The organism is Desulfopila sp. IMCC35006, from assembly GCF_005116645.1.
In the GTDB taxonomy this organism is placed as follows: Bacteria; Desulfobacterota; Desulfobulbia; order Desulfobulbales; family Desulfocapsaceae; genus Desulforhopalus_A.
This window is the reverse complement of record NZ_SWCM01000010.1, coordinates 131,490-156,150: the sequence shown is the minus strand read 5'-3', so window position 1 is coordinate 156,150 and position 24,661 is coordinate 131,490. Positions and strand designations below refer to the sequence as shown.

Genomic DNA, 24,661 nt, shown 5'->3' with positions numbered 1-24,661 from the left:
CTATAATGACACTGCGCATACAACATCTCACTCGCAATTTTCTGCCAATTCTGCTGGCTCTGCTCCTGCTCCTTTCTTTCAGTGGCTGTGCCGATTTAAAAAAGACATTTAATTATACGTCGATAGACGAAGAAGGAAATGAGGTACAAGGCGCAGACATCAATCTACCAGCCAAGGACCTGCTGGTAAAAGGCATGGATGACTACAACGTCGGCAAATATTTCACCGCCGTAGAGTTTTTCAACGATATACTCAACCGTTTTCCGTTCAGTCCTGAAGCAACTCTTGCTGAACTCAAAGCAGCCGATTGCAGCTATTACCTGGAACGTTACGTGGAAGCATTGGCTCTGTACGAGGAGTTTGAGAATCGTCACCCCACCAATGAAAGCATCCCGTACGTCATGTACCAGAAGGCAATGTGCAATTACAAGCAGATTGACCGGGTTGATCGGGACAGTGCTGGAGCGATCAAGTCAATTGAGCAGTTCAATCAGCTACTCAAGGCGTACCCGAACTCTCCCTACACCAGCGAAGCTAAAGCACGAATACAAACAGCCACCGAGTTTTTAGCCAATCATGAGTATTTTGTTGTCGAATATTATGTACGAACTGAAAAATTCGACCAGGCCAAAGTCCGCCTGAAGTATTTACTGGCAATGTATCCAGACAGCAATATTGCCGGAAAGGCAAAACAGCTGCTGACTCGCATTGAAGCAGGAGATCCTCCAAGGTCGCGTCTGACCTCCTGGTTTCCCAAACTGAATATGCCCAACTGGACAATAATGGGTGGGGGCGACAAAGAGGACACCACGGTGACTCCCCAGTATTAAAGCCGGCTTCAGTTAGCAAATACACGGAGCCGTTTCAGACCATATATTTTTCCGATAAAATCCAGTCATCGTCGAGGGAAACTTCCATAGCCCGCACGGGGCAAATAGGTACACAAAGGCTGCATCCGGTACATTTTTCAGCATCAAAAATGATCGACATCTCCGGACGGTGTATAAACAACGCACCAGGTGAACATACACTGGTGCATGCCCCGCACTGGAAACAGTTTTCCTCGTCCCGGCGAATTCTGGCAGCCATCCGCTCAACCTTCACCCCCAGGTTCCGTAAATAGTCGAGTCCCGCCTTTACATTCGTTTTGCTGCTCCCTTTAAGTTCAATAATCATCAGCCCTTCTCGCTGCAAAAGGATATCTGCCTTGAGAATGTTAAATTCAATATCATACTCTTTCACCAACCGGTATATAAACGGCTGGTCACTGGTATCCTTTGGAAATCGCAAAATATAAATCTGAGTGTACACCTTTTGCCCTCGCTCTTAAAATTAACCTCAGGTCGTTATCTGAAAAAAATGATCATAACGCAGACCTGCGCAAAAAACAATTTTTCACATGACAGCTATTGCAGATACGCTTGAGAATTTCTCCGGCGTAAAAAAAACTGCAACCAACCGAGCTGTCCCGGAATTTGTCCCTGAACCTTGCAAGATTGATTCATTTGGGTATAATCGACGAGTTTATGTCAATATATTACGCAGCCCACCCATGAATAAGCACAACTCTACACAATATTTCAAGGATATTCATGAATACCGCACTTAAGTTAAAACTTGCCTTTCTGATATCGATCATCCTCCTGTCATTTGTCACCGTTATTCCTTCCTTTTATCAGAATACCCCCAAATGGTGGAAAACATATATGGCGCCGGAAGGACTGCGCCTGGGCCTTGATCTGCAGGGCGGGATGCATCTTATCTTGAAAGTCAACCTGCAAAAAGCGGCAGAAAACTCACTGGAACTTGCGGCCAATGATCTAAAAGACACTCTCACAGATGAGTCGATCAGTGCGGTCAGGAGTCCCTCGTCGTCGGCGGATACGATTATCTTTACTTTGCCCAACGCCAGTACTGTCGACAAGGTAAAAAACCTTATCAACGAAGATTTCCCCGATATCGATGCCCGAATCGAAACGAAAGAAAGCAGTTTTCCCCGTCTGTTCCTGAACCTGAAAACTGCTAAAATTGCCTATATCAAGACCCATGCCGTTGACCAGTCGCTTGAGATACTTCGTAACCGGATTGATCAATTCGGTGTTGCCGAGCCAGTCATCATCCGCCAGGGCGACGATGAAATCGTCATCCAGTTACCCGGAATTAAAGATTCGAAACGTGCCCTGAAACTGCTTGGCGACACCGCCCAGCTGGAGTTCAGAATTGTTGCCGACTCTGCAGGGCTGAACCTCAATGAGCTGATTGCCCAGGCCATAAGAGCCAAAGAGTGGCGAGACGGGGAGAGCATTAGCAAGCTGAACCGTGCCCTGCAGGGAAGACTGCCGGAAAACACCTCGCTCTACTTTGAAAAAGAAGTCAATAAGCAGACCAAGCAAGAAACGCTGGTGCCCCTGCTTCTTGAGAACAAGATCCTCATGACCGGCGATATGGTCAAAGACGCCCAGGTGAGAATCGGCGGTAATTTTAATGAACCGTATGTGAGTATCGACCTGACCGGCCGGGGAGGCAGGGTTTTTGCCCATATAACCGAAAAAAATGTTGGCCGGCGCATGGCCATTGTGCTGGATGGTGTCGTTCGCTCAGCGCCGGTTATACGCGAACGTATCCTTGGCGGCTCCGCCCAGATCAGCGGGAGCTTTACCCATGAGGAAGCAGCTGACCTGGCAATTGTCCTGAGAGTCGGCGCCTTGCCCGCACCGGTGGATATCATCCAGAATATGACGGTCGGCTCAACCCTCGGCCAGGATTCCATCAACAAAGGTATCACCTCCGGCGCCTTCGGTGCCATTATGGTGGTGGCCTTTATGCTCATCTATTACCGGCTTTCCGGCGTTATTGCCAATTGTGCGCTGGTCCTCAATATCCTCCTGCTGTTTTCCGGCCTGGCCATACTCAACGCCACCCTGACCCTGCCGGGTATTGCCGGTATTATCCTGTCTATCGGTATGGCGGTTGATGCCAATGTTCTGATCTTCGAAAGGATGCGCGAAGAATATGCTCTTGGTAAATCAGTCAGATCCAGTATCGATGGAGGATACAGCAATGCCTTCTCCACTATCGTCGACTCCCAGGTAACCACGCTGATCACCGCAGTGGCGCTGTTCATGTTCGGGACCGGACCGATTAAAGGATTTGCGGTCACTCTCTCTTTAGGCATTATATTCAACCTCTTTGCCTCCCTGTTCTTTTCCCGGCTGATGTTCGACACAATCAATGCCGTCCGCCCCATGCAGCGGCTTAATTTTATGCTCATCGCTAAAAAGCCAAATCTTGATTATCTGCAAATAAAGAACATCACCTACGCTCTCTCCGCTGTCATGGTGATTATTGGCTTTGTTGCCTTTATCCAGATCGCCCGGGGCCATGCCAATTTGGGTGTCGATTTTTCCGGCGGCTCGCTGCTGCAATACAAAGCCGATCAGGATTTCACCATGGCGGAAGTACGTAATGCATTCAGCAAAAACGAGATGCAGGACATCAACCTGCAAGAGGTCGAGAATGAACATCGACTGATCATCAAGGTAAAAAAATCTGAGGCGGTGGTGGCAAACCTCGGCGATAAGGTAAGCAGCATTCTATCAAGCGAATCGCCCGACAAGCATTTCTATCTGGAAAGTCAGTCGGAGATTGGTTCTTCAGTCAGCTCGGTCCTCCGCAACAAGGCTATTCAGGCGATCTTCATCTCCCTGGCCGGCGTTATTGTTTACCTGGCCGTCCGTTTCGACATTCGCTTTGGCCTTGCCGGGGCTGCGGCCACCTTCCATGACGTTATGGTCGTGCTGGGGATATGCTGGTTGATGGATATCGAAATCACCCTGCTGCTGGTGACGGCACTGCTCACCCTGGCAGGTTATTCACTCAACGATTCTGTGATTGTCTTTGATCGAATCAGGGAGAACATGCACAAATCCGACAGCCATTCCCTGACCCGGGTTATCAACGACAGCATCAACCAGACACTCAGCCGGACGATCGTCACCTCAGGGACAACAGTCATTGTGCTGATTGCCCTGTTTCTCGGCGGCGGTGCAGTCATTCACGACTTTGCCTTTGCCCTGCTCATCGGCATAATTGTTGGCACCTACTCGTCTATTTTTATCGCCAGCCCGCTTCTTACTTTATGGCAGAAAAAAACGGTTTGAGACAAAAAGACGAAAAAAAAGGACAACATATGACTCAACCACCAATACTCCCACGACATATGACCAAACTTGGCCGGTCGGAAACGTTTACGTTTTCCTGTCATAAGAACGTCAAGTGCTTTACTGAATGCTGCCGCATGCTCGAGCTCGCCCTGACGCCGTATGATGTCCTGCGGTTGCGACGGGCAACCGGGCTCACCTCGAGACAATTGCTCGATGAATATATTATTATTGAACAAGATCCAGGCGAGCCGTTTCCACGCTTCTACCTGACGATGGTCGATGATGGCAGAGCGAGCTGTGTCTTCGTTTCGGAACAGGGCTGCACGGTGTATCCCCATCGGCCGTCAGCCTGCCGCGCCTATCCGCTTGGCCGCGCGGTCGTGCGGTGCGAAAACGGCACGAAGGAAGAGCATTTCGTCCTCCTGAAAGAAGCACACTGTCAAGGTTTTGCCGAACCGGCAGCACACAATGCGGTACAATACAGTGCAGAACAGGAGCTTGTGACGTATAACCGGTTCAACGATGCCATAACAACAATTGTTCAGCACGATTCGATACGTAAGGGGCGTAAGCCCTCGCCGGAAGATATCGATCTTTATATTCTTGCGCTTTATAATATTGACACCTTCAGGGAAAAGGTGGTCGCGGATCGCCTCGATACTATCAAACGCAATGAATCGGAGAAAAATTGTTTGATCCAGGATGATGAAAAGCTGTTATTGTTTGGCATTGACTGGCTGCATCAGCAGCTCTTTGACCGCTCTTAAGGCTGTCGCTCTGCCCTCAACTTTTTTTTGAACTATTTTTGCCATGCTGAAACTTTTAGTCTTTGACTGTGACGGAGTCATGTTCGATTCCAAAAAAGCCAATTGTATGTACTACAACCACCTGCTCAGTCACTTCGGTTTACCCCCGATGAACACGAGCGAAGAAGAATTTGCCCACATGAGCAGTGTCACCGACTCGGTGCAGCATATTTTCCGTCATTATGCATCGCCGACTCTGGACGAAGTACATGCATTCCGGAGATTGTGTGCATACACACCATTTCTGCAGTACATGGAGATTGAAGCTGACCTTGTTGATTTTCTCAAGATCACCAGCAAGTCGATCCATCTGGCGATCTCAACCAATCGCACGGACACAATGATTCCACTGCTCAAGAGTTATGCGCTGGAAGAGTATTTTGGCAAGGTAGTCACTGCAGCAACCGCCCGACGCCCAAAACCTGCACCGGATGGGCTTCTGGAAATCCTGGCCCATTACCAGTGCAGCCCTGAAGAAGCTCTTTTTATTGGCGATTCGATTCTGGATGAGAAACAGGCCGCGAGTTGCCGGGTACCGCTGATCGCTTTCAAAAATCCGGAGCTTCGGGCCGACTACCACGTCACCAGTTTTATGGAGATTCTTCGACTGCCGCCTGTTCAGGCAACGATAGCCTAACGTTCCTGCCCCTCGTCAACCCTCTTGACACCCTCCATAAGGAGCATCATAAAATCACCAATCTCTGCCGCCTTCATCTCCTTGGGGGTGAGGCCGGTGGTGAATCGGTAGAAACCTTTTTTTTCGGCGAGAATCTTAAATATCGCCTCTTCATTGACCATTTCGCCATAGCCGGCATTGATAATGCAGCCTTCACGGAAAGAAACCTTCGCCCGGCCATCCGGCAGATCCAAAACCAGCACCCCGGTTTTCTGGTGCATGTGAAAAATCTGAAAAAGTTCGGCAGGAACGATCTCATCAATTCTGCCACTCATACACGATTCAAAATCACGGGCTCGCGCCGCATTGGTCTGTCTCAACCTTCCGGCAAGCAACTGCGCCATAAAGGACTGAATCTCACCATTACTGCCAAGCAGACTGCCAAAGAGATCTCCGGCTATAGCCAAAACCCTGGCCTTTTTTTTGGCTTTCACAGTTGATACAGCAACATCGGCTCCCAGGTAACTCATTTCTCCGCAAATTTCTCCCTGGCCAAGTAGAGCTAACTGCACCCCGCCGCTTTCGACAAGGAGTTCACCTTCAACAACTATATAGAGATTATGATTCTTTTCTCCTTTGCGAATAAGCGTTGTCCCCTCACTCAATTCAATCTCTTGAAAAAGACCAAGCACACTCTCCAGCTGGTCTGGTGGAAGAACTTGCAGTAATGAGCGATTGACAACGTTTCCATACGCCTTGAGAAGAGAAGAATGAATCCGGGCAACAGCATCAGCCCCGCCGCAGTCGTCCCGGCCATCTGTCGTGGCCTCCGGTTGCAGCAGAGTAAATTTTATTAACCCGGTACAGCCACTGCAGTTAAAAACTTTTCCGGCATAACGCTTCACATCAAAGGGTTGCTCTTGTAAGAATTTGAACAACAACTCAGTCAGGTCACGAACGAGGATCAGACACATCTCCTTTCCCTTCGGACAGGAAAGCGTCTTATCCGAAAGGAACAACCTTTCGTCCACTCTATACAACGGGCAATTATTTTCTTTGCCGATTGTGAAAATTACGCTAATATTTCTCATTCACATTTGCGTAGTGGACAATACCTGCCAACTACCTTCCCTCATCCCGAAGCGCACTCTTTCGAGTACAAATTATAGCCCTGTCAAAGTTTCTTTTGGTGTTGCGTAAATAAGTTGCTATACTGAAAAAAATGGTAATCAATTTAACCACTATTACAATATATATTCATGTCTGCTTCTCCCAGCCAGTTAGATGAAATCTATAGACAGATAAGGGAACATTTCGTTTCTCATCCGGTGATTTCCGTTCAACCAACAAAGGGAGACCCTCCGGATCAGTATGAAATTACCTACACGATCACTGGCATGTCCAAGAAGAATGGGGGGCAAATTGTCGAGTCAATTGATCATGTGGTGGAACTCGCAATTCCATTTGGTTTTCCACATTTCCCGCCAAGTTGCAAGCCGAAAAGTGATATTTTCCACCCGGATTTCGATCCTGCCGCCATATGTCTCGGCGATTTCTGGGAACAGACTCGCGCCCTGCCCGATCTTATCGTCCATATAGGTAAAATGATCAATGGGGAAATATATTCAACGACCAACGCCTTTAATGAAGAAGCCGCTGAGTGGTATCTGGACAATGCAGTCAAATTCCCGCTTGCCCATATCAGTTGGGGCAATGGCAGTCGTTCCTCCTCAGCACCTCATCGTCGCCACGAAGTTGACACCCTGGACGATTCTGATTTAGCCCCCGAATTTGACTTTCTGGCCTTGGAAGAAGGAAAAGATGATGAGGACATTACTCTGAATACATCTTTTCCGGAGGTCGGCATTACCCCTAAAATTGATCTTCAACCCTTCACCCAGCTGCAAAGGCAGAAAAAATATTATACCCTGCTCAATACGGCTGCAGATATCAAGACGCCATCCCATGAACTGACCACCTTATGTGAAAGGGCCAGAGAAGAGATTGAGAGGGTGGAGAAACTGCACCGTGACGGGAAAAAGTTCGAAAACAAGGGTGAAGCTCAGATCGCTCTTGAAAAATATCAACAGATTACTTCGACTGTCGCCGACTTTCCAACCATTGATTCTGATATTCACCGGGTTAAACAGACTCTTGCTCTTCTCGACGATATCAGCCCGGGTAAAACTCTCGATTTTTCTGCCCCACAACCTGCTGACAAATCATCCCCCCCTGTTAAGAATGGTAATGGAGCAGCATCAGGCAAAAAGGGCGCTTCTAAAGCAGCCAATAAGGGTGCGACAGTCAAGCCACCAACGCCCCACGATCTCTTTTTACCCAAAGATCACAAAAAGAGCAGACTGCCCTTATTCCTGCTCCTTGGTTTAATGACTCTCGTCATAGCAGCCGGTGGCTATCTCTGGTATTCCTTTACCAACAAACTCAGTAGTGCCGAGATAGCCTATGCCGCATGTTCTACAGCCATTGCCAACAACCAGTTCAAAGAGGCCAAGAATTCGTGTGATAAAGCGCTAAGACTGGTTGGAGAGGTAAGATTCATCCATCAGGACTTTGCCCGCCAGCTTGAAAAATTTATCCAGGAGATCTTAACCTCCGAGAAGCTGACCAAGGGCCTGGCCGGATATATTCTTCTTGACGGCAAATACGTTCCCATAAACGAAACCAAAGCCCTCCTGTCAATCAAACAACAGCTCAGTGAAGCCGAGTCACTCTTCAAAGCGAGCAAATGGCAGCCGGCCTTGCAGCAGTACGATACGCTTTTGGCACAGATTGAAGGAAAAGGCTATGTTGAACCGTCGATTATTGAGGGCCTGCATCGCAAACGACAGATAGCCAAGTTCAGGATGTTCTATGATCCCGCCCAGATGGCAATACAGAAGAAAGAATGGGAAACCGCCATTGAAAAGCTGTTGCAGGCCCAGAAAGTGTTAGTAGATCTTCCCGAATCGGATCGTGAACAATATTCCGTCGAGCTCCAGAATGAACTGCAGAAAAGCCAGTTTGCCAACCTTAAAGAACAAGGTGACCTTTCTTTTACCGGGACGGACTGGCTCAGCGCGATAGAATCTTATAATCTCGCGCTGGCCAGCGGCCGGAAGACGGCTCTCCCTCCCGAGTCAATCGACGCAATCAAAAACAACATAAAACGGGCGGAACTCTACAACTCCATCAACAAGGGCAACAAATCTTTCGCTGCAGCCTCCTGGGATGAGGCTATTAAAGCCTACAGCACTGCAAGATCCTTACTCATCGGGACTAAAGCTATGGCGAAAGAAGTTGACACCGACGTTAATATCCAGAAGCTCGACAGAATTATCCTCCAGGCAAAAATAATTCGCGATCGTCAAATTCTCGAGACGCAATTGAAGGATAATGCTTTAGCCAAAGCACGACGAACGTATCAGCAGATTCTAACCAATATTGCCAAGAGTTCCTTGAAGGGAGAAGAAGAGTTCAGCAACACTTCAGCCGAGACCAGCAAAGCTATGCAGGCACTCGATAAAAAGATATTTCTGCAGAGCAAGGAAGCATATCTGCAAAACAATTATCAGACACTCTTTGTCGCTAATTATCCAAATGCTACCGCTGAAAATCTTTCCAACCCGGTCATTACCTTCACCAAGGAAACAGCCTTCAAACTCGTGTTTAAGATGCAGTGTACAGAAAACGACGGGGGTCGCCCGCTTAACATGGTCATGTTTTACAGCTACGATAAAAACACGGGCCGGTGGAGTTTTTACTCGGAAAAATAAAAGTATCCCTGCCGGCGTTATTTTTTGTCCATAGCCATTACTGAGCAATCAAACCAGAAAGCGGAACTCGCCTTTGCCGAGCAGATTGTGGAGATGCAGCAAGCCAACGAGCTTTCCGGCACCATCAACAATCGGCAGAGCAGTGATCTCGTATTTTTGCATGATACTGAGAGCATCAGCCGCAAGTTGATCGCCGTTGATGCTGATTGGATTCCTGGTCATCAACTGCGCGGCGGTAAGCGTCTTGAACCCCTGTAAATTGACAACTGCCCGGCGCACATCACCATCGGTAATAATACCAAGAATTTCGTTATCCGGGCCGACGACCAGAACTGCACCGTTGTTTTTTTCGTTCAGCACCCGAATTGCATCGGTCGCGGAATCGGCCGGAAAGACAACCGGGATGTTTTCCCCCGCGATCATAACCTCTGTCACTTTCACCTTCAATCGCTGCCCCAGGCTGCCTCCTGGGTGATTTAACCGAAAATCTTCGGCCTGAAATTTTTTACGGTTCAACAGAACAACGGAGAGGGCGTCTCCCATAGCCAGGGTAGCCGTTGTGCTGGCGGTTGGCGCAAGACCCAGCGGACAGGCTTCTTTCGGTACCCTGATATCCAGCACAATATCGGCAGCAGCAGCCAGCGAGGAGTACTTCCCACCGGTCATGGCGATAACCTTATTGCCTCTTTCCTTGAGACTGACCAGCAAACCATTCAGTTCGGCGGTCTCTCCCGAATACGAAATGGCCAGAATCACATCTCCGGGCATGACCATACCGAGATCTCCGTGCATGGCTTCAACGGGGTGCAGGAAGAACGATGGTGTCCCGGTACTGTTCAATGTAGCCGATATCTTTTGCCCGACAATACCGGATTTGCCGATGCCGGTTATCACCAAACGGCCCGGACAAGACAATACTGTTTCAACGGCCCGGACAAACTCTTCACCAATACGCTCGCGCACTGCGGCCAACCCTTGTTCTTCAATTCGTAAAACTTCTTTTGCTGCTTCGATAGACATCCGTCTTTATCCCCTTTAAAAAAAACCATTCATATTTCTGATAACCCCTAATGTTCGTCTACTTAACCAGGGTGTGGGCTGTTCGTTTCCCGGGACGCCGTAAACCCATCCCTGGGAGCTTCGCTGCAGCCATCCTTGGCTGCAGAAACCCGTAAAACAAACAGCCCACACCCTTCCATTTCGACAAGCTGAGCTTGAGGGGTAATCAGATTCATCTTTATATCTAAAACCAAGAGGGCACCAACTATCTGGGCGCCAGACGAAGCATCGTAATCATTATTTGACTACCGGGCAAGAACCATCGGTCAGCCCAACCGCGTTCACTTTGAGTCTGGTAGCAGCTGCCCATCCTTTCGACGAAGCGAAGACGCAATTTTATTTGCAATTTTCCTCGATATCATGCGACTTTTTACCGCATTTTACGTCAAGACTGTGTATAGTGTCCTTTTTTTGAGCAGTGGAGTTTTTTTTTAGAAGTTGATTCAATAATAATTGGAGTTGCTATGTCAGATTATCTCTTTACCTCCGAATCTGTGTCCGAAGGTCACCCGGATAAAGTGGCCGACCAAATATCAGATGCCATTCTAGATTCAATTCTCGAGCAGGATCCCCATGCCCGAGTCGCCTGCGAAACACTGGTTACTACCGGTATGGCCGTAATTGCCGGGGAAATAACAACCACTGCCTGGGTGGATATGCCGGAAGTCGTCCGCCAAACCATCAAGGAAATAGGGTATAATTCTTCAGATATGGGGTTTGACTGGCAGTCATGTGCCGTGCTGACCTCCATTGATAAACAATCTCCGGACATAGCCCAGGGCGTCAACGAGGGTTCCGGCCTGGATCTCGACCAGGGTGCAGGGGACCAGGGGTTAATGTTTGGTTATGCCTGCCATGAAACCGATGTGCTGATGCCGATGCCTATTTATTACGCGCATCTTCTTACCAAGAAACAAGCGCAAATCCGTAAAGCCGGCATCCTGCCCTGGCTCAGGCCGGACGCTAAAAGTCAGGTAACTATACAGTACATCGATCATAAGCCGAGCAGAATCGAGGCAGTGGTCCTCTCCACGCAGCACGATACGACGATTTCTTACAATGATCTGAAAGAAGGCGTTATGGAAGAAATCATCAAACCGGTGCTTCCAGTGCATATGATCGATAAGGATACCAAGTTCTTTATCAACCCCACCGGTCGTTTTGTCATTGGTGGCCCCGTTGGTGACTGCGGGGTCACCGGACGGAAAATAATTGTCGATACCTACGGCGGCAAGGGGTCGCACGGCGGCGGTGCGTTTTCCGGCAAAGATCCATCCAAAGTAGACCGTTCAAGCTCCTATTATGGACGCTATGTTGCAAAAAATCTCGTTGCAGCGGGGATTGCCAGTGAAATGGAAGTGCAGGTAGCCTATGCCATCGGCATCTCTCAGCCGGTATCTATTAATGTTAACAGTTTTGGGACCGGGAAGATCTCCGATACCGCGATAAAAAAACTTATTAGCGAGCACTTTGATCTCCGGCCAAAGGCTATTGTTCAGCAACTCGATTTGTTGCGACCTATCTATTTAAAGACCGCGTCATATGGCCATTTTGGTCGGGAACTCCCTAATTTTACCTGGGAAAAAACCGATAAAGCCGACATCCTCCGTGAGGCCGCCGGGCTTCGCTGATTGAGACGCCGTCTAAACAGCAGCACCCGTTTTAGGAAAAATAAATCAAAACCATAATTGGAATATAGATATGACTGAAAATTTTAAAGATTACAAAGTAGCAGATATGAGCCTTGCCGACTGGGGGCGTAAAGAGGTCGCCATTGCCGAAACGGAAATGCCTGGCCTTATGGCCCTGCGCGAAGAATACCGGGACAAAGCGCCCTTGAAAGGTGCCCGAATTGCCGGTTGCCTGCATATGACCATCCAGACCGCTGTACTGATGGAGACTCTCGTGGCTCTGGGTGCGGAAGTGCGCTGGTCCAGCTGCAATATTTTCTCAACCCAGGACCATGCTGCGGCGGCTATGGCAGCCGCAGGAATACCCACCTTTGCCTGGAAAGGTGAATCAGAAAAGGACTTCTGGTGGTGCATTGATCAGACAATTTTCGGCCCGAACAACTGGCATCCGAACATGGTTCTTGACGACGGTGGAGACCTGACCCTTGTGCTCCATGAAAAATACCATAAAGAACTGGCCAACATTCGTGGCATCAGCGAAGAAACCACGACTGGAGTGCACAGACTCAGTGAAATGGCCAAAGCCGGCACCCTTGCCTGTCCCGCCTTCAACGTCAACGACTCGGTTACCAAATCCAAGTTCGACAACCTGTACGGCTGTCGGGAATCCCTGATCGACGGCATAAAAAGGGCCACCGATGTGATGATCGCCGGCAAAAATGCAGTAGTCGTCGGTTTTGGCGATGTAGGCAAAGGCTGTGCGCAGGCCCTGAAAGGTATGGGAGCCATTGTCCATATTACCGAAATTGACCCGATCTGTGCCCTCCAGGCAGCAATGGAAGGCTATCGTGTTGTGACTATGGATCAAGTGGCCTCGATCGGCAATATCTTTGTTACCTGTACCGGCAACCTGAAGGTCATTACCCGCAAACACATGGAACAAATGCCGGATGAGGCGATTGTCTGCAACATTGGTCACTTTGACTCGGAAATCGACATCGCCGGTATCAGAGACCTCCAATGGGATACGATTAAGCCACAGGTCGACCATGTCATTTTCCCTGATGGAAAGAAGATAATAATCCTGGCGGAAGGTCGGCTGGTAAACCTTGGCTGCGCTACAGGTCACCCAAGTTTTGTCATGAGTAATTCATTCACCAATCAGGTCCTGGCTCAGATAGAACTCTGGCAGAACCCTGACAAATACGACAAAAAAGTGTATTTCCTGCCAAAAGCTCTCGACGAAATGGTAGCCCGTCTGCATTTAAAGAAGATTGGCGTGCAACTGACTGAGCTGACCAAGGAGCAGGCCGACTATATTGGGGTATCAATCAACGGGCCCTATAAACCCGAGTATTATCGATACTAACAGCAACGGCCTGATATGCTGCAAGCCGGTAGGGACGAAAAGCTCTATCGGCTTTTGTTTATTTGAGCAAGTCTAACATCTCCAGACAGAACCGTATGAATTCTTCCATCCGGTGCCTTCACATGCAGCTGCCCCGCAGCATCCGGCCCTAAAGACACCCCGGTAATGATCTCGCCCTCAGAAGATACGCATTCCATCTCCTTACCCAAAACGAAATCCCGAGTTTTCCAGGATGCAAGAATAGGCTCGAATCCATTATTGTAAAAGACATCGAGCTGCCGCAGAACTTCATCACGAATATCCGTAAAAACGCGCTGGCTATCGTAGCTTTTTCCTGTCTCAATAAAAAGAGACGTTGCCAGCTCACGCAGATCCACGGGAAAATCCTCTAAAGCCGATCCGAGGTTTAAGCCGATGCCAATTACCGCATAACGTCGCTCAACCGGCTCGTTCAGGGCCGAGGATTCTGTCAATATTCCTCCACACTTTTTTCCGCCAATAAAAATATCATTAGGCCATTTCAACTGTGACCGGACACCACCCAGGCGATCTATCGCTAAGGCCACGCCAAGTCCTGCAGCTAAAGTGATTTTAGGGTAATCCTCAACAGCAAGTCTCGTTCTTACAATTATCGAACAATAGAGGCCTTTACCAGCGGCTGAGAACCAGCTTTTGCCGAGCCGGCCACGGCCCTCGGTCTGGTTGGCGGCGATAACAGCGGTGCCGTGAATGGCACCATCTTCGGCCAACTTCTTGGCAAGGATATTGGTGGATGGAGTGGAGTTAAAGAAATGGATTGGATACATGGCAAAAAAAGAAAAAGCATAAAGAAACGAATTCTTTATGCTTTTTATAAACAACCAACTACATTATTACTCGTTGCCGATGCCTTCTGAGCTTTCTTCATTCTTTATACGGCTGGGAACAGCATACATGGTAGTAGATCCGGAAGACCAGAACATCAGTTTTCCTTCCCGTACCATCTCGTTGGCAATATTCTTGATAACCCGCGGCTTGGAATCAGGATCACATGCATAGAAATCCTTAATATAGAGCTGCGGTTTAGGAGACTTGAGAGCCTTTTCTTCAATCGCTTTCTTAAGCTCTTCTGTACTGAGTGCCATAATATTACTCCTGATATAGTTTTTGTGGAAGAAAGTATCTAATGATCAGGCGGCTCTACACCACCTGATCTTTAAATGCCACTCTTGCCTTACTATTTGATATGGCTGGTGTACTTGAACTGTGTGGTAGTGCGCCAGGTGTCATAAGCAAGACGATAATCGTCGATGCTCTTCATAGTAAATGGAATATCACATTTTTCAAAGAACTTCTCCCAACCAATTCTCTCTGCCCACTCACCAACGCGCTCATATTTCTTCGCATCGGCAGCATACGCTTCAAGGATTTGCTTGACGGCCTGAACAGTTTCAGGCCAACGAGGAGTAGTGTTTGGTAAGAATGGGATAACCAGCTTGGAAAACTTCGGTGCGCTGATCCTGTTGGAAACCTTTCCACCAACCAGAATAGCGATACCGTCACCTTCCGGGTCCGCCAACGGCATTGCAGGACACATGGTGTAGCAGTTACCACAGAACATACAACGTTCAACGTTTACCTTGACAGTCTTGATCTCTTTTCCGTCAACCTCTGCTTTCGCAGGCTTAACAGCACCAAGAGGACAAGAGGCAATCGCCAGCGGCAGCTCACAGACACCGGTGATACGACTATGGTCGATCATCGGCGGCTTGCGGTGAATACCGAGGATCGCGATATCGGATGCATGCACCGCGCCACACATATTCAGACAGCATGCCAGAGCAATACGCACCTGTGCCGGCAGTTTCATGGAGGTAAAGTACTCGAACAACTCATCCATAACCGCCTTGACAACACCTGAGGCGTCGGTTGCCGGGGTATGACAATGAACCCAGCCCTGAGTATGGACGATATTGGTCAGACCAGCTCCGGTTCCACCAACTGGGAATCTGTTCCCCAGACCGGCAAGAGTATCGAGCAGAGGCTGAACTTTCTCTTTAGAGTCAACCATGAACTCAACGTTGTTACGGGTCGTGAAACGCAGGAATCCGTCACAATGCTTATCAGCGATGTCGCACACTTCGCGAATATACTCTACAGAGACAAGACGGCAGGTACCGCAGCGAACGGTATATACCTCATCGCCGGTCTCGGATTTGTGTACCAGAACGCCCGGCTGAAGAATTTCGTGCCACAACCATTTGCCTTTGTTCGCCTTGATGACCGGTGGAAAAAACTGTTCGTAATTTGGTGGACCAAGATCTGAAATACGGCCTTCCATTGGTTTAGTCGGATCATAACCCATGGTGTAAATCTCCTTAAATTTAATATGAATTTTTAGCTCAAATTAAAAAAACATTAATTAGGCAGCGTGTTTAGCGCGGAACTCAACGATATCACGCTCAAAACCACCCTCAACTTCTTCTTCTTTCCAGAAGACATAAGGGTTAGACCGAGGCTCTTTTACATGCTGCGGGATCGGGTCGATACCCATAACCTGCAGGAAGGTAGGAAGACCTACACGTTGCATGGTCTCACCAACACGCTCACGGTTCTTGCCAACTTCCATCCACCAGTCCCAGATTCCTTCGATAAACTCAATAAGTTCTTCGAATTCGTTGTCCTTGGATACTTTCATGAAGGGCACGATAAGGGTTGAGAACTGAGCACCATCCAGGATCGGGGCTTTTGCACCGACACAGACTGAAGCACCTTGATCAGCGCCAGGACGAAGTGCGCGTGGCATAACATTAATGCAATGCATGCAGCGGGTACATTCTTTATCGTCAATTTTCAGTTCATCGCCTTCCATCCACATACATTCGGTAGGACAGAGATCGATAACTTCTTTCTGAAGATCAAACTTACCCCAGTCCCGACCGGAATGAGCACCACCATTTGGCGGATAGTTACCGGCAACATACTCTTTTACGGCAGCCTGATCGATACGGATATTATCTCTCCAGGTGCCGATAACGCTGACATCTGAGCGGGCAATAGCGGCAACACAGTCGTTGGGACATCCGGAGAACTTGAACTTGAATTTATAAGGGAAAGCCGGACGATGAATCTCGTCCTGATAATGCATGGTCAAATGGTAACAGACTTCTTCCGTATCGTAGCAGGACCATTCACAACGGGATTGACCGACACAGTTGGCAGGAGTACGCAGATTGGAACCGGAACCACCCAGATCCTGGCCCATATCATGGGTCAGATCCCAGAAAAAAGGTTCGAGGTTTTCGGTACGGGTACCAAGGAGAATGATATCACCGGTCGAACCGTGAAAGTTGGTCATACCGGAACCATGTTTTTCCCAAAGATCCATCAACTGACGAAGATTTGCAGTAGAATAGTACTTTGATGACGGCTGAGCAACACGAATAGTATGAAAATGCTCAACGCCAGGGAACAACTTCGGTACGTCGGCATATCGGCCGACAATACCACCACCGTAACCAAAAACACCTACGATTCCGCCGTGTTTCCAGTGGGTGATCCTGTCTTTATAGGACAACTCCAGGATGCCAAGAATATCCCAACACTCAGGCTTTTTTTCGGCCTGGCGCTTAAGGTCGGACACGAAGCTTGGCCACGGGCCACTCTCCAATTGATCCAACAAGGGCGTCTCATGCTTTGCCATGATTTCCTCCTTTGAATTACTGTTTATACTGCAACCTTAACCAAACTCATTGTATCCAAACTCTTACTCTAAACAAAAAACTGAGAACAAGCTTTCCTGTTTATTATTTTGAGTGTACGGACTGCAACAACCTTTCTGACATTTTTAATGCGTGCGAAGAACAGCATACCGCGATTATGAATTTTCATTCAGCGTGTGAGAATATCTTTGCTGCGCACTTTTGTCAACAAAAATCCAATAGAATCGAGCTATCAACTGAACCGTCATTCAGGCCCAAAATCCCTATACTTTGCTTTATCTACCAATTGTTTCAGCATTACCCTTACGCCGGTCTCACCGGTCAAAAACCTAAGCCCCCCTGCTCCAGCACCAGACAGTACCGCAGACACGATCACTTTCCATTATCGATACCGTGCGGCGGCAACCTCGGCCTTTTTTCTCAGCGAAGCAATGGTCTGTTTATAGTCCTTACTGCCATATATCGCCGAGCCGGCGACAAAGATATTGGCGCCGGCTTCAGCGACATCGGCGATAGTCGTTTCGCTTATTCCGCCATCCACCTCAATTTCGACCTCAAGCCCCATCGCGTCAATCCGCTGCCTGAGCTGCCATATTTTGCCAAGGGTTGAAGGAATAAACGACTGCCCGCCAAATCCCGGATTCACCGACATCAGCATAACCAGATCCACATCTTCGAGAATATAATCGAGGGTGGCAAGCGATGTCGCAGGATTGACAACCACACCGGCTTTTTTGCCCAGTTCCTTGATTCTGGAAACGGTTCGATGCAGATGCGGGCAGGCCTCCACATGCACGGTTATCCAGTCAGCGCCGGCTGAGGCAAACGCATCGACATACTTGTCAGCATCTGCGATCATCAGATGGACATCCAGCTCCTTACCGGTAACAGCTCTGGCGGCTTTAACAACCAGAGGACCAATGGTGATGTTCGGCACAAAGTGACCATCCATCACATCAATATGAATAATATCGCAACCTGCACTGGCAACAGCTCGTATCTCATCGCCTAATCGACTAAAATCAGCAGACAATATTGAAGGTGCAATCTGTATCCTTTTGCTCATACTGCTCCTTTACAGCAATCTGTTTATCTGGGGAAAAACTCTTCGGACAGGGAAAAAATCCAGGGATTATGAGTCGATTTTTCTCAGTTTATCCCCGGGAAGCATTTCGATGAGCCCATCCAGCTCGAGCAACAACAAAAGCTCACTCAGACGCGCCGGAGTAAAACCCGACTTTTCCAGTAAGACATCCCGCACCAGGGGATAGGGTTCAATATAACTCAACAAAATCAATGCATCAGGTTCAATGTCCTTCATGCTCCCCTGTGGCAAAGCCTTCGTTGTGGTTTGAGTCGTTGTGTCTGGCACATCTAATTCGACAACTATATCCTCAACCCTTTGCACCAGCTTTGCTCCCTGCTGCAACAGCCAGTGGGTCCCCTCACTCTTGCAGGAATCAACCTGACCGGGAACTGCAAATACCTCACGGCCATAGTCGAGAGCCATCTGAGCGGTGATGAGAGATCCTGATCTCCGGGCCGCCTCGACCACAATGACGCCCTGACTGAGACCGGCTATAATACGGTTTCTTGCCGGAAAACGAAAGCCTTCCGGCCTCGTTCCGAGAGGATATTCGGTTACCAGGGCACCACGTTCGGCAATTTGCGCATAAAGAGATTTATTCTGCTGCGGATAGACCACATCCAGACCGCAGCCAAGTACCGCAACAGTATTCCCCCCGCACGCCAGGGCACCTGAATGGGATTCGGCATCGATTCCCAGAGCAAGTCCGGAGACAACCGTCACCGACATAGCTGCCAGGCTCCGGCTTAAGTTAAAAGCCGTCCTCCGACCATAACTGGTGGCCGCGCGCGAACCAACCACAGCGACACAGGGAGTGCGCAAAAGTTCACTCTGACCGAGAAGATAGAGCACCGGTGGCGGGTCTACAAGTTGTTGCAGCAACGGCGGATACGCCTCGTCTGCGAAAGAAACGGCAACCCCGCCAAGAACGGACAACCGTTCAAGCTCCTGCTCGGCTCGACTTCGGATGTCTATTGCCGAAAAAAGACCAGCTATCTGGCGATCCTTGATCCCCTTGACGTGCAGCACCTCTTTTTCTGAGGCACGAAGTACTTCTGCCGGGGAATGGAAATGTTTGACAAGGCGCCAAAATCCACCCAGCCCCAGGCCGGGGACAAGACTCAAGTTTATCCAGTCGAGGATGGAGGTCACGACCTCTTCCTCACCGTGTATCCATTGGGAAGAGTTAACTTGCGGACTATGTTCAAGCGGAAAAGCATTAACAAACTCGTAAAGACATAAGATTGGCGCCGGCATAGCAAAAAGCTCCCATGCGAGGCACACTGTTTCAATTAATTCTCCATCCGGCAAGACGGCTCTGCAAAATCAAGCTGGAAGCCTTGCCCATACTATCGTGGCACTTTAATCGGTCATGAACACTCGCAACTCCTCAATGCGTGACGGATGCTTCAGTTTCATGATGGCCTGAGCTTCAATCTGTCGGATCCGTTCTCTGGTCACCGCAAAACATTGCCCCACCTCTTCCAGAGTATGATCGCAATCCACATCGATACCATAACGCATCTTCAGGACCTTGGCCTCGCGCGGGGACAGCGATGACAGTACCTGGTTAAGGCATTGCCTGAGACTTGCTACCATGGAAATTTCATCCGGACCAAGTTTATCCTGATCTTCAATAAAATCACCTAAAAAAGTCTCTCCATCGTCACCGACCGGCGTATCGAGCGACACAGCATCCTTGGCAATTTTGAGCGCTGACTTGACCTTGGCAACATCCGTACCCAACAGCTCAGACATCTCTTCGGGGCTCGGCTCACGATGTTCTTCCAGCATGAAATCCTTTGACACCCGAAGCAGACGGTTAATCGTTTCAATCATGTGCACTGGCAGACGGATAGTCCGGCCCTGATCGGCAATACCTCGGGTAATCGCCTGCCTGATCCACCATGTGGCATAGGTACTGAATTTATAGCCCCGGTGGTAGTCGAATTTTTCAACAGCCTTCATTAACCCGATATTTCCTTCCTGAATGAGGTCGGAAAACTGCAGACCGCGATTGACAAATTTCTTTGATACCGAAATCACCAGGCGAAGATTCGCCCGCACCAGGCCTTCTTTTCCCTGTTTGTACTGCTCCCACCCAATATCAACTTCCTGCAGAATGTGCCGCAGCTGTCTCTCATCGATACCAGATTCTTCAAGCATCTGACGATTCACCTGCAGTTCAATAAGCTCCGGAACAACTTCAGTGGAAGAGTCGGTTGCCCGCCCCACATGCTCACCCATCACTTCCACAAAAACCTTGCGAAACCGCTTCGAAAGTTCCTCAAGGCCGGCAGCTATAGCTTTGATACAGTCAGCGCAGATATCCTTATCAGCAAACAGCTGGGCGATCGCTGCACCTTTTTGTTCTATTTCCGCCAATTGGCTTTCGGCCTCGGCGGTTTTGGCATTTAATTGTAAATAACGAGCCAACAGTCCTTGCCGTTCTTTATCCAACCCGACGGCCTTGTCGATGCGAAGAAGAAAATCCTTACTTTCCTTCTTCATAATATCAGTAGTATTATCGGCTATTCCGGAAATGATCTGACATATTTTTTCGGCATTAGCGTCCAGGCCTCTGACAACTTCAAGGAGAGCGGGAATAGCCAGAGGGGTTTTCAAGACGACATCCTGCACCCGACGTTTCCCTTCCTCCATCATCTTCGCCAGCTTTAATTCTTCTTCATGACTCAGAAGAGTGAGCGTCCCCATCTCCCGGAGATAAATGTTCATTGGATCGACGAACGCATCCGACTTGGAAGCTCTTCCAGAATCATCAGTATGCCGGGAAGCCCTCCGCCTGTCTGCCTTTCTCCTGTCGCCAAAAGGACTGTTTCGGCGCTCTTGCCGGCCACTTCGTCGGTCAAAGTTCAAATCGGAAAAATCCACGGGGGACGGTATATCGTCATCAGAAGTCTCAGACAGGTCGCTAAACGATGCGTCTTCTTCCATATCATAATTTGTCATTGACTCGTCAAAATCTCTTCCCATTTCGTCTCTACTCCCTGCCGAAGTCATACATTCGCCTCACTGCAGCAAAATAGGTGTACACGCTGCACGACAACCATCAATAATACGCCTTATCCGTTCATCGTATCGGCCAATTATTCTGCTATTACAATCACTAACCATCCGGGACACTCTCTCCAATCAAACGAAACGGAAGCAAATGTCAAGTAAATTCATACAACAACGGCCAAAAACATGGATTCACAGCACAGGGCAATTGTTTGCAAACAAGAACGTTTACTCCTCGTGCAGCTTCCGGGTAATTTCCATTTTCTGCATCATCAGCTCCTGCAATAATCCTGCATTCCCATCCTGTTGCGCGCGTTGCATTCGTGCCATGAGCTCTTCCGAATTTTTTTTAAGACGATATCTGCGAAGATATAAAAGAAGATCGGCAAATTCCTCCCGGCTGTCATCTTCACTTGTTCCCTGGGCATGAATGGGGGCCCGCTGCAGCAGTTCCGCGACCAGATTTCGTTCAGCACCTTCAGGAAGTACGGTCAACAGTTCCTCAGGCTCTGCATCGTTTTTTCTGGCCAGCAAACTTTTGAGCTGTAAAAAAAGAATCTCCCCGACGCCATCCGCCAGACACTCCCGGAGCCCCCCCTCTTCCAGCTGGGGAAAAAATTGTGGTTGGAGAATCATGAACTCAACCAACTGCCGTTGCGATATCGACAGGGGCACGATCCGTTCAACGCTACGCTTTTTACCAGGAACAGCCGGAGCAGCAGCGGGAGCGACTGGAGCTGCGGCAGATGGCCCGGCAAGCTGTTCCGGCGGTATGCCCAGTTTTTCCGCGAAATGGGCAGCGAAAACCGAACGCTGCAACGGTGAAACCGCAGCTTTCAATAATGGCTGTAATTCCTCTACAATCTGACGTTTCCCGTCCAGAGTAAGACCAAACTCGGCAATAAAACGGTGCAGCACAAACTCGGGCAGAGATTCCGCCCGCTCGAGCAGCTGGAGCAGCGGCGCCAGACCCTTTTTTCGGATAAAGGTGTCTGGATCATCTCCCTCCGGGAGAACTGCGACCCGACCGGCAATCTGTTCGGCAAGAAATAATGGCACCCCTCTGACGGCAGCCTTTATACCCGCCGCGTCACCATCAAAAAGAAGGGTCACCCGTTCGGCGAACCGCTTGATCAGTCTCAGCTGCTCCCGGGTTAAAGCCGTTCCCAGAGGCGCCACCACGTTGGTACAGCCGGCGGCAACAAGAGAAATGAGATCAAAGTTGCCCTCGACCAGAACCGCTTCATTGTTCCGGCGAATATCTTCTTTTTGCTGATACAGACCGAGAAGCAGATTACTCTTATTAAACACCGGGCTTTCCGGCGAGTTGAGATACTTCGGCTGCCCTTCGCCGACAATCCTGCCGCCAAAGCCGCAAATTCGCCCGCTTAAATCGGCAATAGGAAAAACAATGCGATCCCGAAAACGATCATAGGTTCCCCCATTTTCACGCTCCACCAGCAAACCGGCCTCAACAGCCGCTTTCGACTCAGCTCCGGGGATACGACCACCAAGAAAATTCCAGCCTTCAACCTCGACCGCCGGCGCATATCCGAGACGAAACCTGGTGAGGATGTCTTCCTTCACTCCTCGGTTTTGCAGATATGCCCTGGCAGCTCTCGCACCTGGCGATTCCAGCAGATAGCGACTGTATATCGATGCAGCTTTTTCATTGACTGCAAAAAGCTGATCTTTCTTTTGGGCCCGCATTTGTTCTTCTTGAGAACGACGGCGCTCAGGCAGCTCGATGTTATATTTGCCGGCCAGTAGTTTTATGGCATCCGGAAAATCGAGGCTGTAGTATTTCATCACAAAAGTGAAGACATCGCCGGATTCCCCGCAGCCAAAGCAATGGAAGAACTGCTGTCCGCTGTGTACTGAAAAAGAAGGCGTCTTCTCCCCATGAAAGGGACACAGGCCAAGAAAACGCGTGCCGCTCTTTTTCAAATCAACACATTCGCCAATAATCTGCACGATATCTGATTCTTCCTTGATCCGTGCTACAATATCATCTCGAAATTCACCAGAAACCATATGCCTTCCTCACCCCGTCGGAGACTCGCCTACCCCCTCTCTGAGTTTATCAAATAAATGACCTTGCAACCCACTCAGCTCCCATACGGGAATGAAAATACAGAAAGTTATTTCTGAAGTACTAAAAAAAAGAGAGGTGATTCTTACCAGGTTTCATACTATACTACCGATTAACAGGAGATGCCATCGGTTTGCCATCCACTGAACGGCCCTTTCAGCCCGTCTTCATTTTTCCAGGTTGAGCCAGCATGGAAGATATCAGTAAAGCGCTTGTTTATGAGATAAAACAGGAAATCGCCAACAGGTACTTTGGGTTTCGCAAGCAGATTGAGACCGAATCCGGCCAGTATCTCGCCAACCTGCAGAGTGTAGATGAAAAATACGCCGTCAATATTGCCATGGACATGCAGCGGATGCACTGTCTTCTGCAAAGCGATCGGCTCTTTTCCTCTTTCCTAGAGTTTACCGGGATACCGGAATCAATTGGCCCCCTGCGTACCGATCCGCGATCCCCGGCCAAGTGGCAGCAGCTTTTTGCCGGAATGCGGGGTAAAGGTTTCACCAGAGCAAGACGATTTAGAAATCTGGTGTACAACATCTACAGCCTGCTTGCCGCCGATGTGAATATATACCGGGATATCTTTATCAAACTTGAAGAGGAACATGGAGATATCTGCAAGGAGATACATCGGTTCTACCGCATGAACGATCTCTCGGGTATTCTCAATTTTCTGCGCGAAATTGATAACACCGACGCTATGCACTCCGGCCTCCTTTATACTGACAACCCCAACATGGCAGGACAGAAGCTGGAGGAGGAACTGCGCATAAAACCTCCCCCGGCTGTTACCACCAGGATGCCTTCATTGCCCCAGCTGCCGGTCCTCACAACAGCAAGGCCAACACTGGACACGTTGATTCCCCAGGCGTTTGCACTTTTCGACCAATGCAAAATTGACAAGCTTCCTTTTTAGATGTGCGAACTATTTTCTTATGTGATTACCACTAAAGTTCAGCTGAGAAGATCCAGAGGGATATGAGATGCCCTTTGCACGGGACGCCATAAACCCATCCCTGGGGGCTTGACCGCAGCCGTCCAGGCTGCGGAACACCCGTGCAAAGGGCATCTCATATCCCCATATAACTGAGGGTTAGTGGTAATCACATTTTCTTATGATTTAAAAGCGCTGGGTAAGGAAGAACTTCAGTAAAACAACTTTTGGCCAGGCTGGTCACATGAAAATATTGTCAATTGCGTTGCAATTCAGTATTTTTCTCTTATATACTTTGACAGTATAATGTTTCTCAAAGTGCAGGCTAAACTTGTTGGTACGCCATAATTGTCATAGCCGCAACCGGGTCAGAGACCACCAAGATCTATAACCAGGACCTATCTGTCTC

19 protein-coding genes are annotated in these 24,661 nt (G+C 49.0%); 8 read left to right on the top strand and 11 right to left on the bottom strand.

Translation table 11 applies throughout. The features are described from left to right. The first annotated feature begins 5 nt into the window (after positions 1-5). Positions 6-830: an outer membrane protein assembly factor BamD gene (gene bamD, locus FCL47_RS16760; protein ID WP_136814683.1), complete on the top strand. Its 825-nt coding sequence runs from the start codon at positions 6-8 to the stop codon at positions 828-830. A 34-nt stretch (positions 831-864) separates the two neighbouring features. Here the strand turns inward: bamD and FCL47_RS16755 are convergent, their stop codons facing one another. Continuing rightward, complete coding sequence (locus tag FCL47_RS16755) at positions 865-1,290, bottom strand: NIL domain-containing protein (RefSeq protein ID WP_240744274.1); 426 nt, start codon at positions 1,288-1,290, stop codon at positions 865-867. Positions 1,291-1,592: 302 nt separating this feature from the next. On the opposite strand from FCL47_RS16755, the gene secD reads away from it, so the two are divergent. From secD to FCL47_RS16740, 3 genes are read left to right on the top strand one after another with little or no spacing between them, the layout of a single operon-like run. Beyond that, entirely contained in the window at positions 1,593-4,160 is a 2,568-nt protein-coding gene (gene secD / locus FCL47_RS16750) for a protein translocase subunit SecD (protein WP_136814681.1), read from the top strand. A 29-nt stretch (positions 4,161-4,189) separates the two neighbouring features. Beyond that, positions 4,190-4,930, top strand: coding sequence for a YkgJ family cysteine cluster protein (locus FCL47_RS16745; RefSeq protein ID WP_167496538.1), 741 nt, complete (start codon positions 4,190-4,192; stop codon positions 4,928-4,930). 43 nt (positions 4,931-4,973) lie between these two features. Further along, positions 4,974-5,606, top strand: coding sequence for an HAD family hydrolase (locus FCL47_RS16740; protein WP_136814679.1), 633 nt, complete (start codon positions 4,974-4,976; stop codon positions 5,604-5,606). Here FCL47_RS16740 and FCL47_RS16735 read toward each other — a convergent pair. Then, positions 5,603-6,676: a DUF4388 domain-containing protein gene (locus FCL47_RS16735; protein WP_136814678.1), complete on the bottom strand. Its 1,074-nt coding sequence runs from the start codon at positions 6,674-6,676 to the stop codon at positions 5,603-5,605. The genes FCL47_RS16740 and FCL47_RS16735 overlap by 4 nt on opposite strands. A 306-nt stretch (positions 6,677-6,982) precedes the next feature. Between FCL47_RS16735 and FCL47_RS16730 the strand changes: the two genes are divergently transcribed. After that, positions 6,983-9,358, top strand: a complete 2,376-nt coding sequence (locus FCL47_RS16730; RefSeq protein ID WP_136814677.1) for a hypothetical protein — start codon at positions 6,983-6,985, stop codon at positions 9,356-9,358. 48 nt (positions 9,359-9,406) lie between these two features. Here the strand turns inward: FCL47_RS16730 and FCL47_RS16725 are convergent, their stop codons facing one another. Beyond that, positions 9,407-10,378, bottom strand: coding sequence for an SIS domain-containing protein (locus FCL47_RS16725; RefSeq protein ID WP_136814676.1), 972 nt, complete (start codon positions 10,376-10,378; stop codon positions 9,407-9,409). Between the two features lie 503 nt (positions 10,379-10,881). On the opposite strand from FCL47_RS16725, the gene metK reads away from it, so the two are divergent. Beyond that, the gene (gene metK / locus FCL47_RS16720) at positions 10,882-12,048 is read left to right on the top strand and encodes a methionine adenosyltransferase (RefSeq protein ID WP_136814675.1); all 1,167 of its coding nucleotides are present in this window, start codon (positions 10,882-10,884) and stop codon (positions 12,046-12,048) included. Positions 12,049-12,118: 70 nt separating this feature from the next. Further along, the gene (gene ahcY / locus FCL47_RS16715) at positions 12,119-13,417 is read left to right on the top strand and encodes an adenosylhomocysteinase (RefSeq protein WP_136814674.1); all 1,299 of its coding nucleotides are present in this window, start codon (positions 12,119-12,121) and stop codon (positions 13,415-13,417) included. Positions 13,418-13,461: 44 nt separating this feature from the next. Here the strand turns inward: ahcY and FCL47_RS16710 are convergent, their stop codons facing one another. The 8 genes from FCL47_RS16710 to dnaG form a co-directional block, all read right to left on the bottom strand. Then, on the bottom strand, positions 13,462-14,277 hold the full coding sequence (locus tag FCL47_RS16710) for a biotin--[acetyl-CoA-carboxylase] ligase (RefSeq protein WP_136814673.1): 816 nt from the start codon (positions 14,275-14,277) through the stop codon (positions 13,462-13,464). Between the two features lie 12 nt (positions 14,278-14,289). Then, positions 14,290-14,541 carry a dissimilatory sulfite reductase D family protein gene (locus tag FCL47_RS16705; protein ID WP_136814672.1) on the bottom strand — a complete coding sequence of 84 codons (252 nt, stop codon included), beginning with the start codon at positions 14,539-14,541 and terminating at the stop codon, positions 14,290-14,292. 92 nt (positions 14,542-14,633) lie between these two features. Beyond that, a complete protein-coding gene (dsrB, locus tag FCL47_RS16700; RefSeq protein WP_136814671.1) occupies positions 14,634-15,761 on the bottom strand; it encodes a dissimilatory-type sulfite reductase subunit beta in 1,128 nt (375 codons plus the stop codon). Positions 15,762-15,818: 57 nt separating this feature from the next. After that, positions 15,819-17,099, bottom strand: coding sequence for a dissimilatory-type sulfite reductase subunit alpha (gene dsrA / locus FCL47_RS16695; RefSeq protein ID WP_136814670.1), 1,281 nt, complete (start codon positions 17,097-17,099; stop codon positions 15,819-15,821). Between the two features lie 401 nt (positions 17,100-17,500). Further along, the gene (gene rpe, locus FCL47_RS16690) at positions 17,501-18,184 is read right to left on the bottom strand and encodes a ribulose-phosphate 3-epimerase (RefSeq protein WP_136814669.1); all 684 of its coding nucleotides are present in this window, start codon (positions 18,182-18,184) and stop codon (positions 17,501-17,503) included. 66 nt (positions 18,185-18,250) lie between these two features. Beyond that, on the bottom strand, positions 18,251-19,357 hold the full coding sequence (gene dprA / locus FCL47_RS16685; protein ID WP_167496537.1) for a DNA-processing protein DprA: 1,107 nt from the start codon (positions 19,355-19,357) through the stop codon (positions 18,251-18,253). A 210-nt stretch (positions 19,358-19,567) separates the two neighbouring features. Then, positions 19,568-21,175: a sigma-70 family RNA polymerase sigma factor gene (locus tag FCL47_RS16680; protein ID WP_205747345.1), complete on the bottom strand. Its 1,608-nt coding sequence runs from the start codon at positions 21,173-21,175 to the stop codon at positions 19,568-19,570. Between the two features lie 279 nt (positions 21,176-21,454). After that, on the bottom strand, positions 21,455-23,260 hold the full coding sequence (dnaG, locus tag FCL47_RS16675) for a DNA primase (RefSeq protein WP_136814666.1): 1,806 nt from the start codon (positions 23,258-23,260) through the stop codon (positions 21,455-21,457). Positions 23,261-23,508: 248 nt separating this feature from the next. Between dnaG and FCL47_RS16670 the strand changes: the two genes are divergently transcribed. After that, positions 23,509-24,234, top strand: coding sequence for a hypothetical protein (locus tag FCL47_RS16670; protein WP_136814665.1), 726 nt, complete (start codon positions 23,509-23,511; stop codon positions 24,232-24,234). Positions 24,235-24,661: the final 427 nt, after the last annotated feature.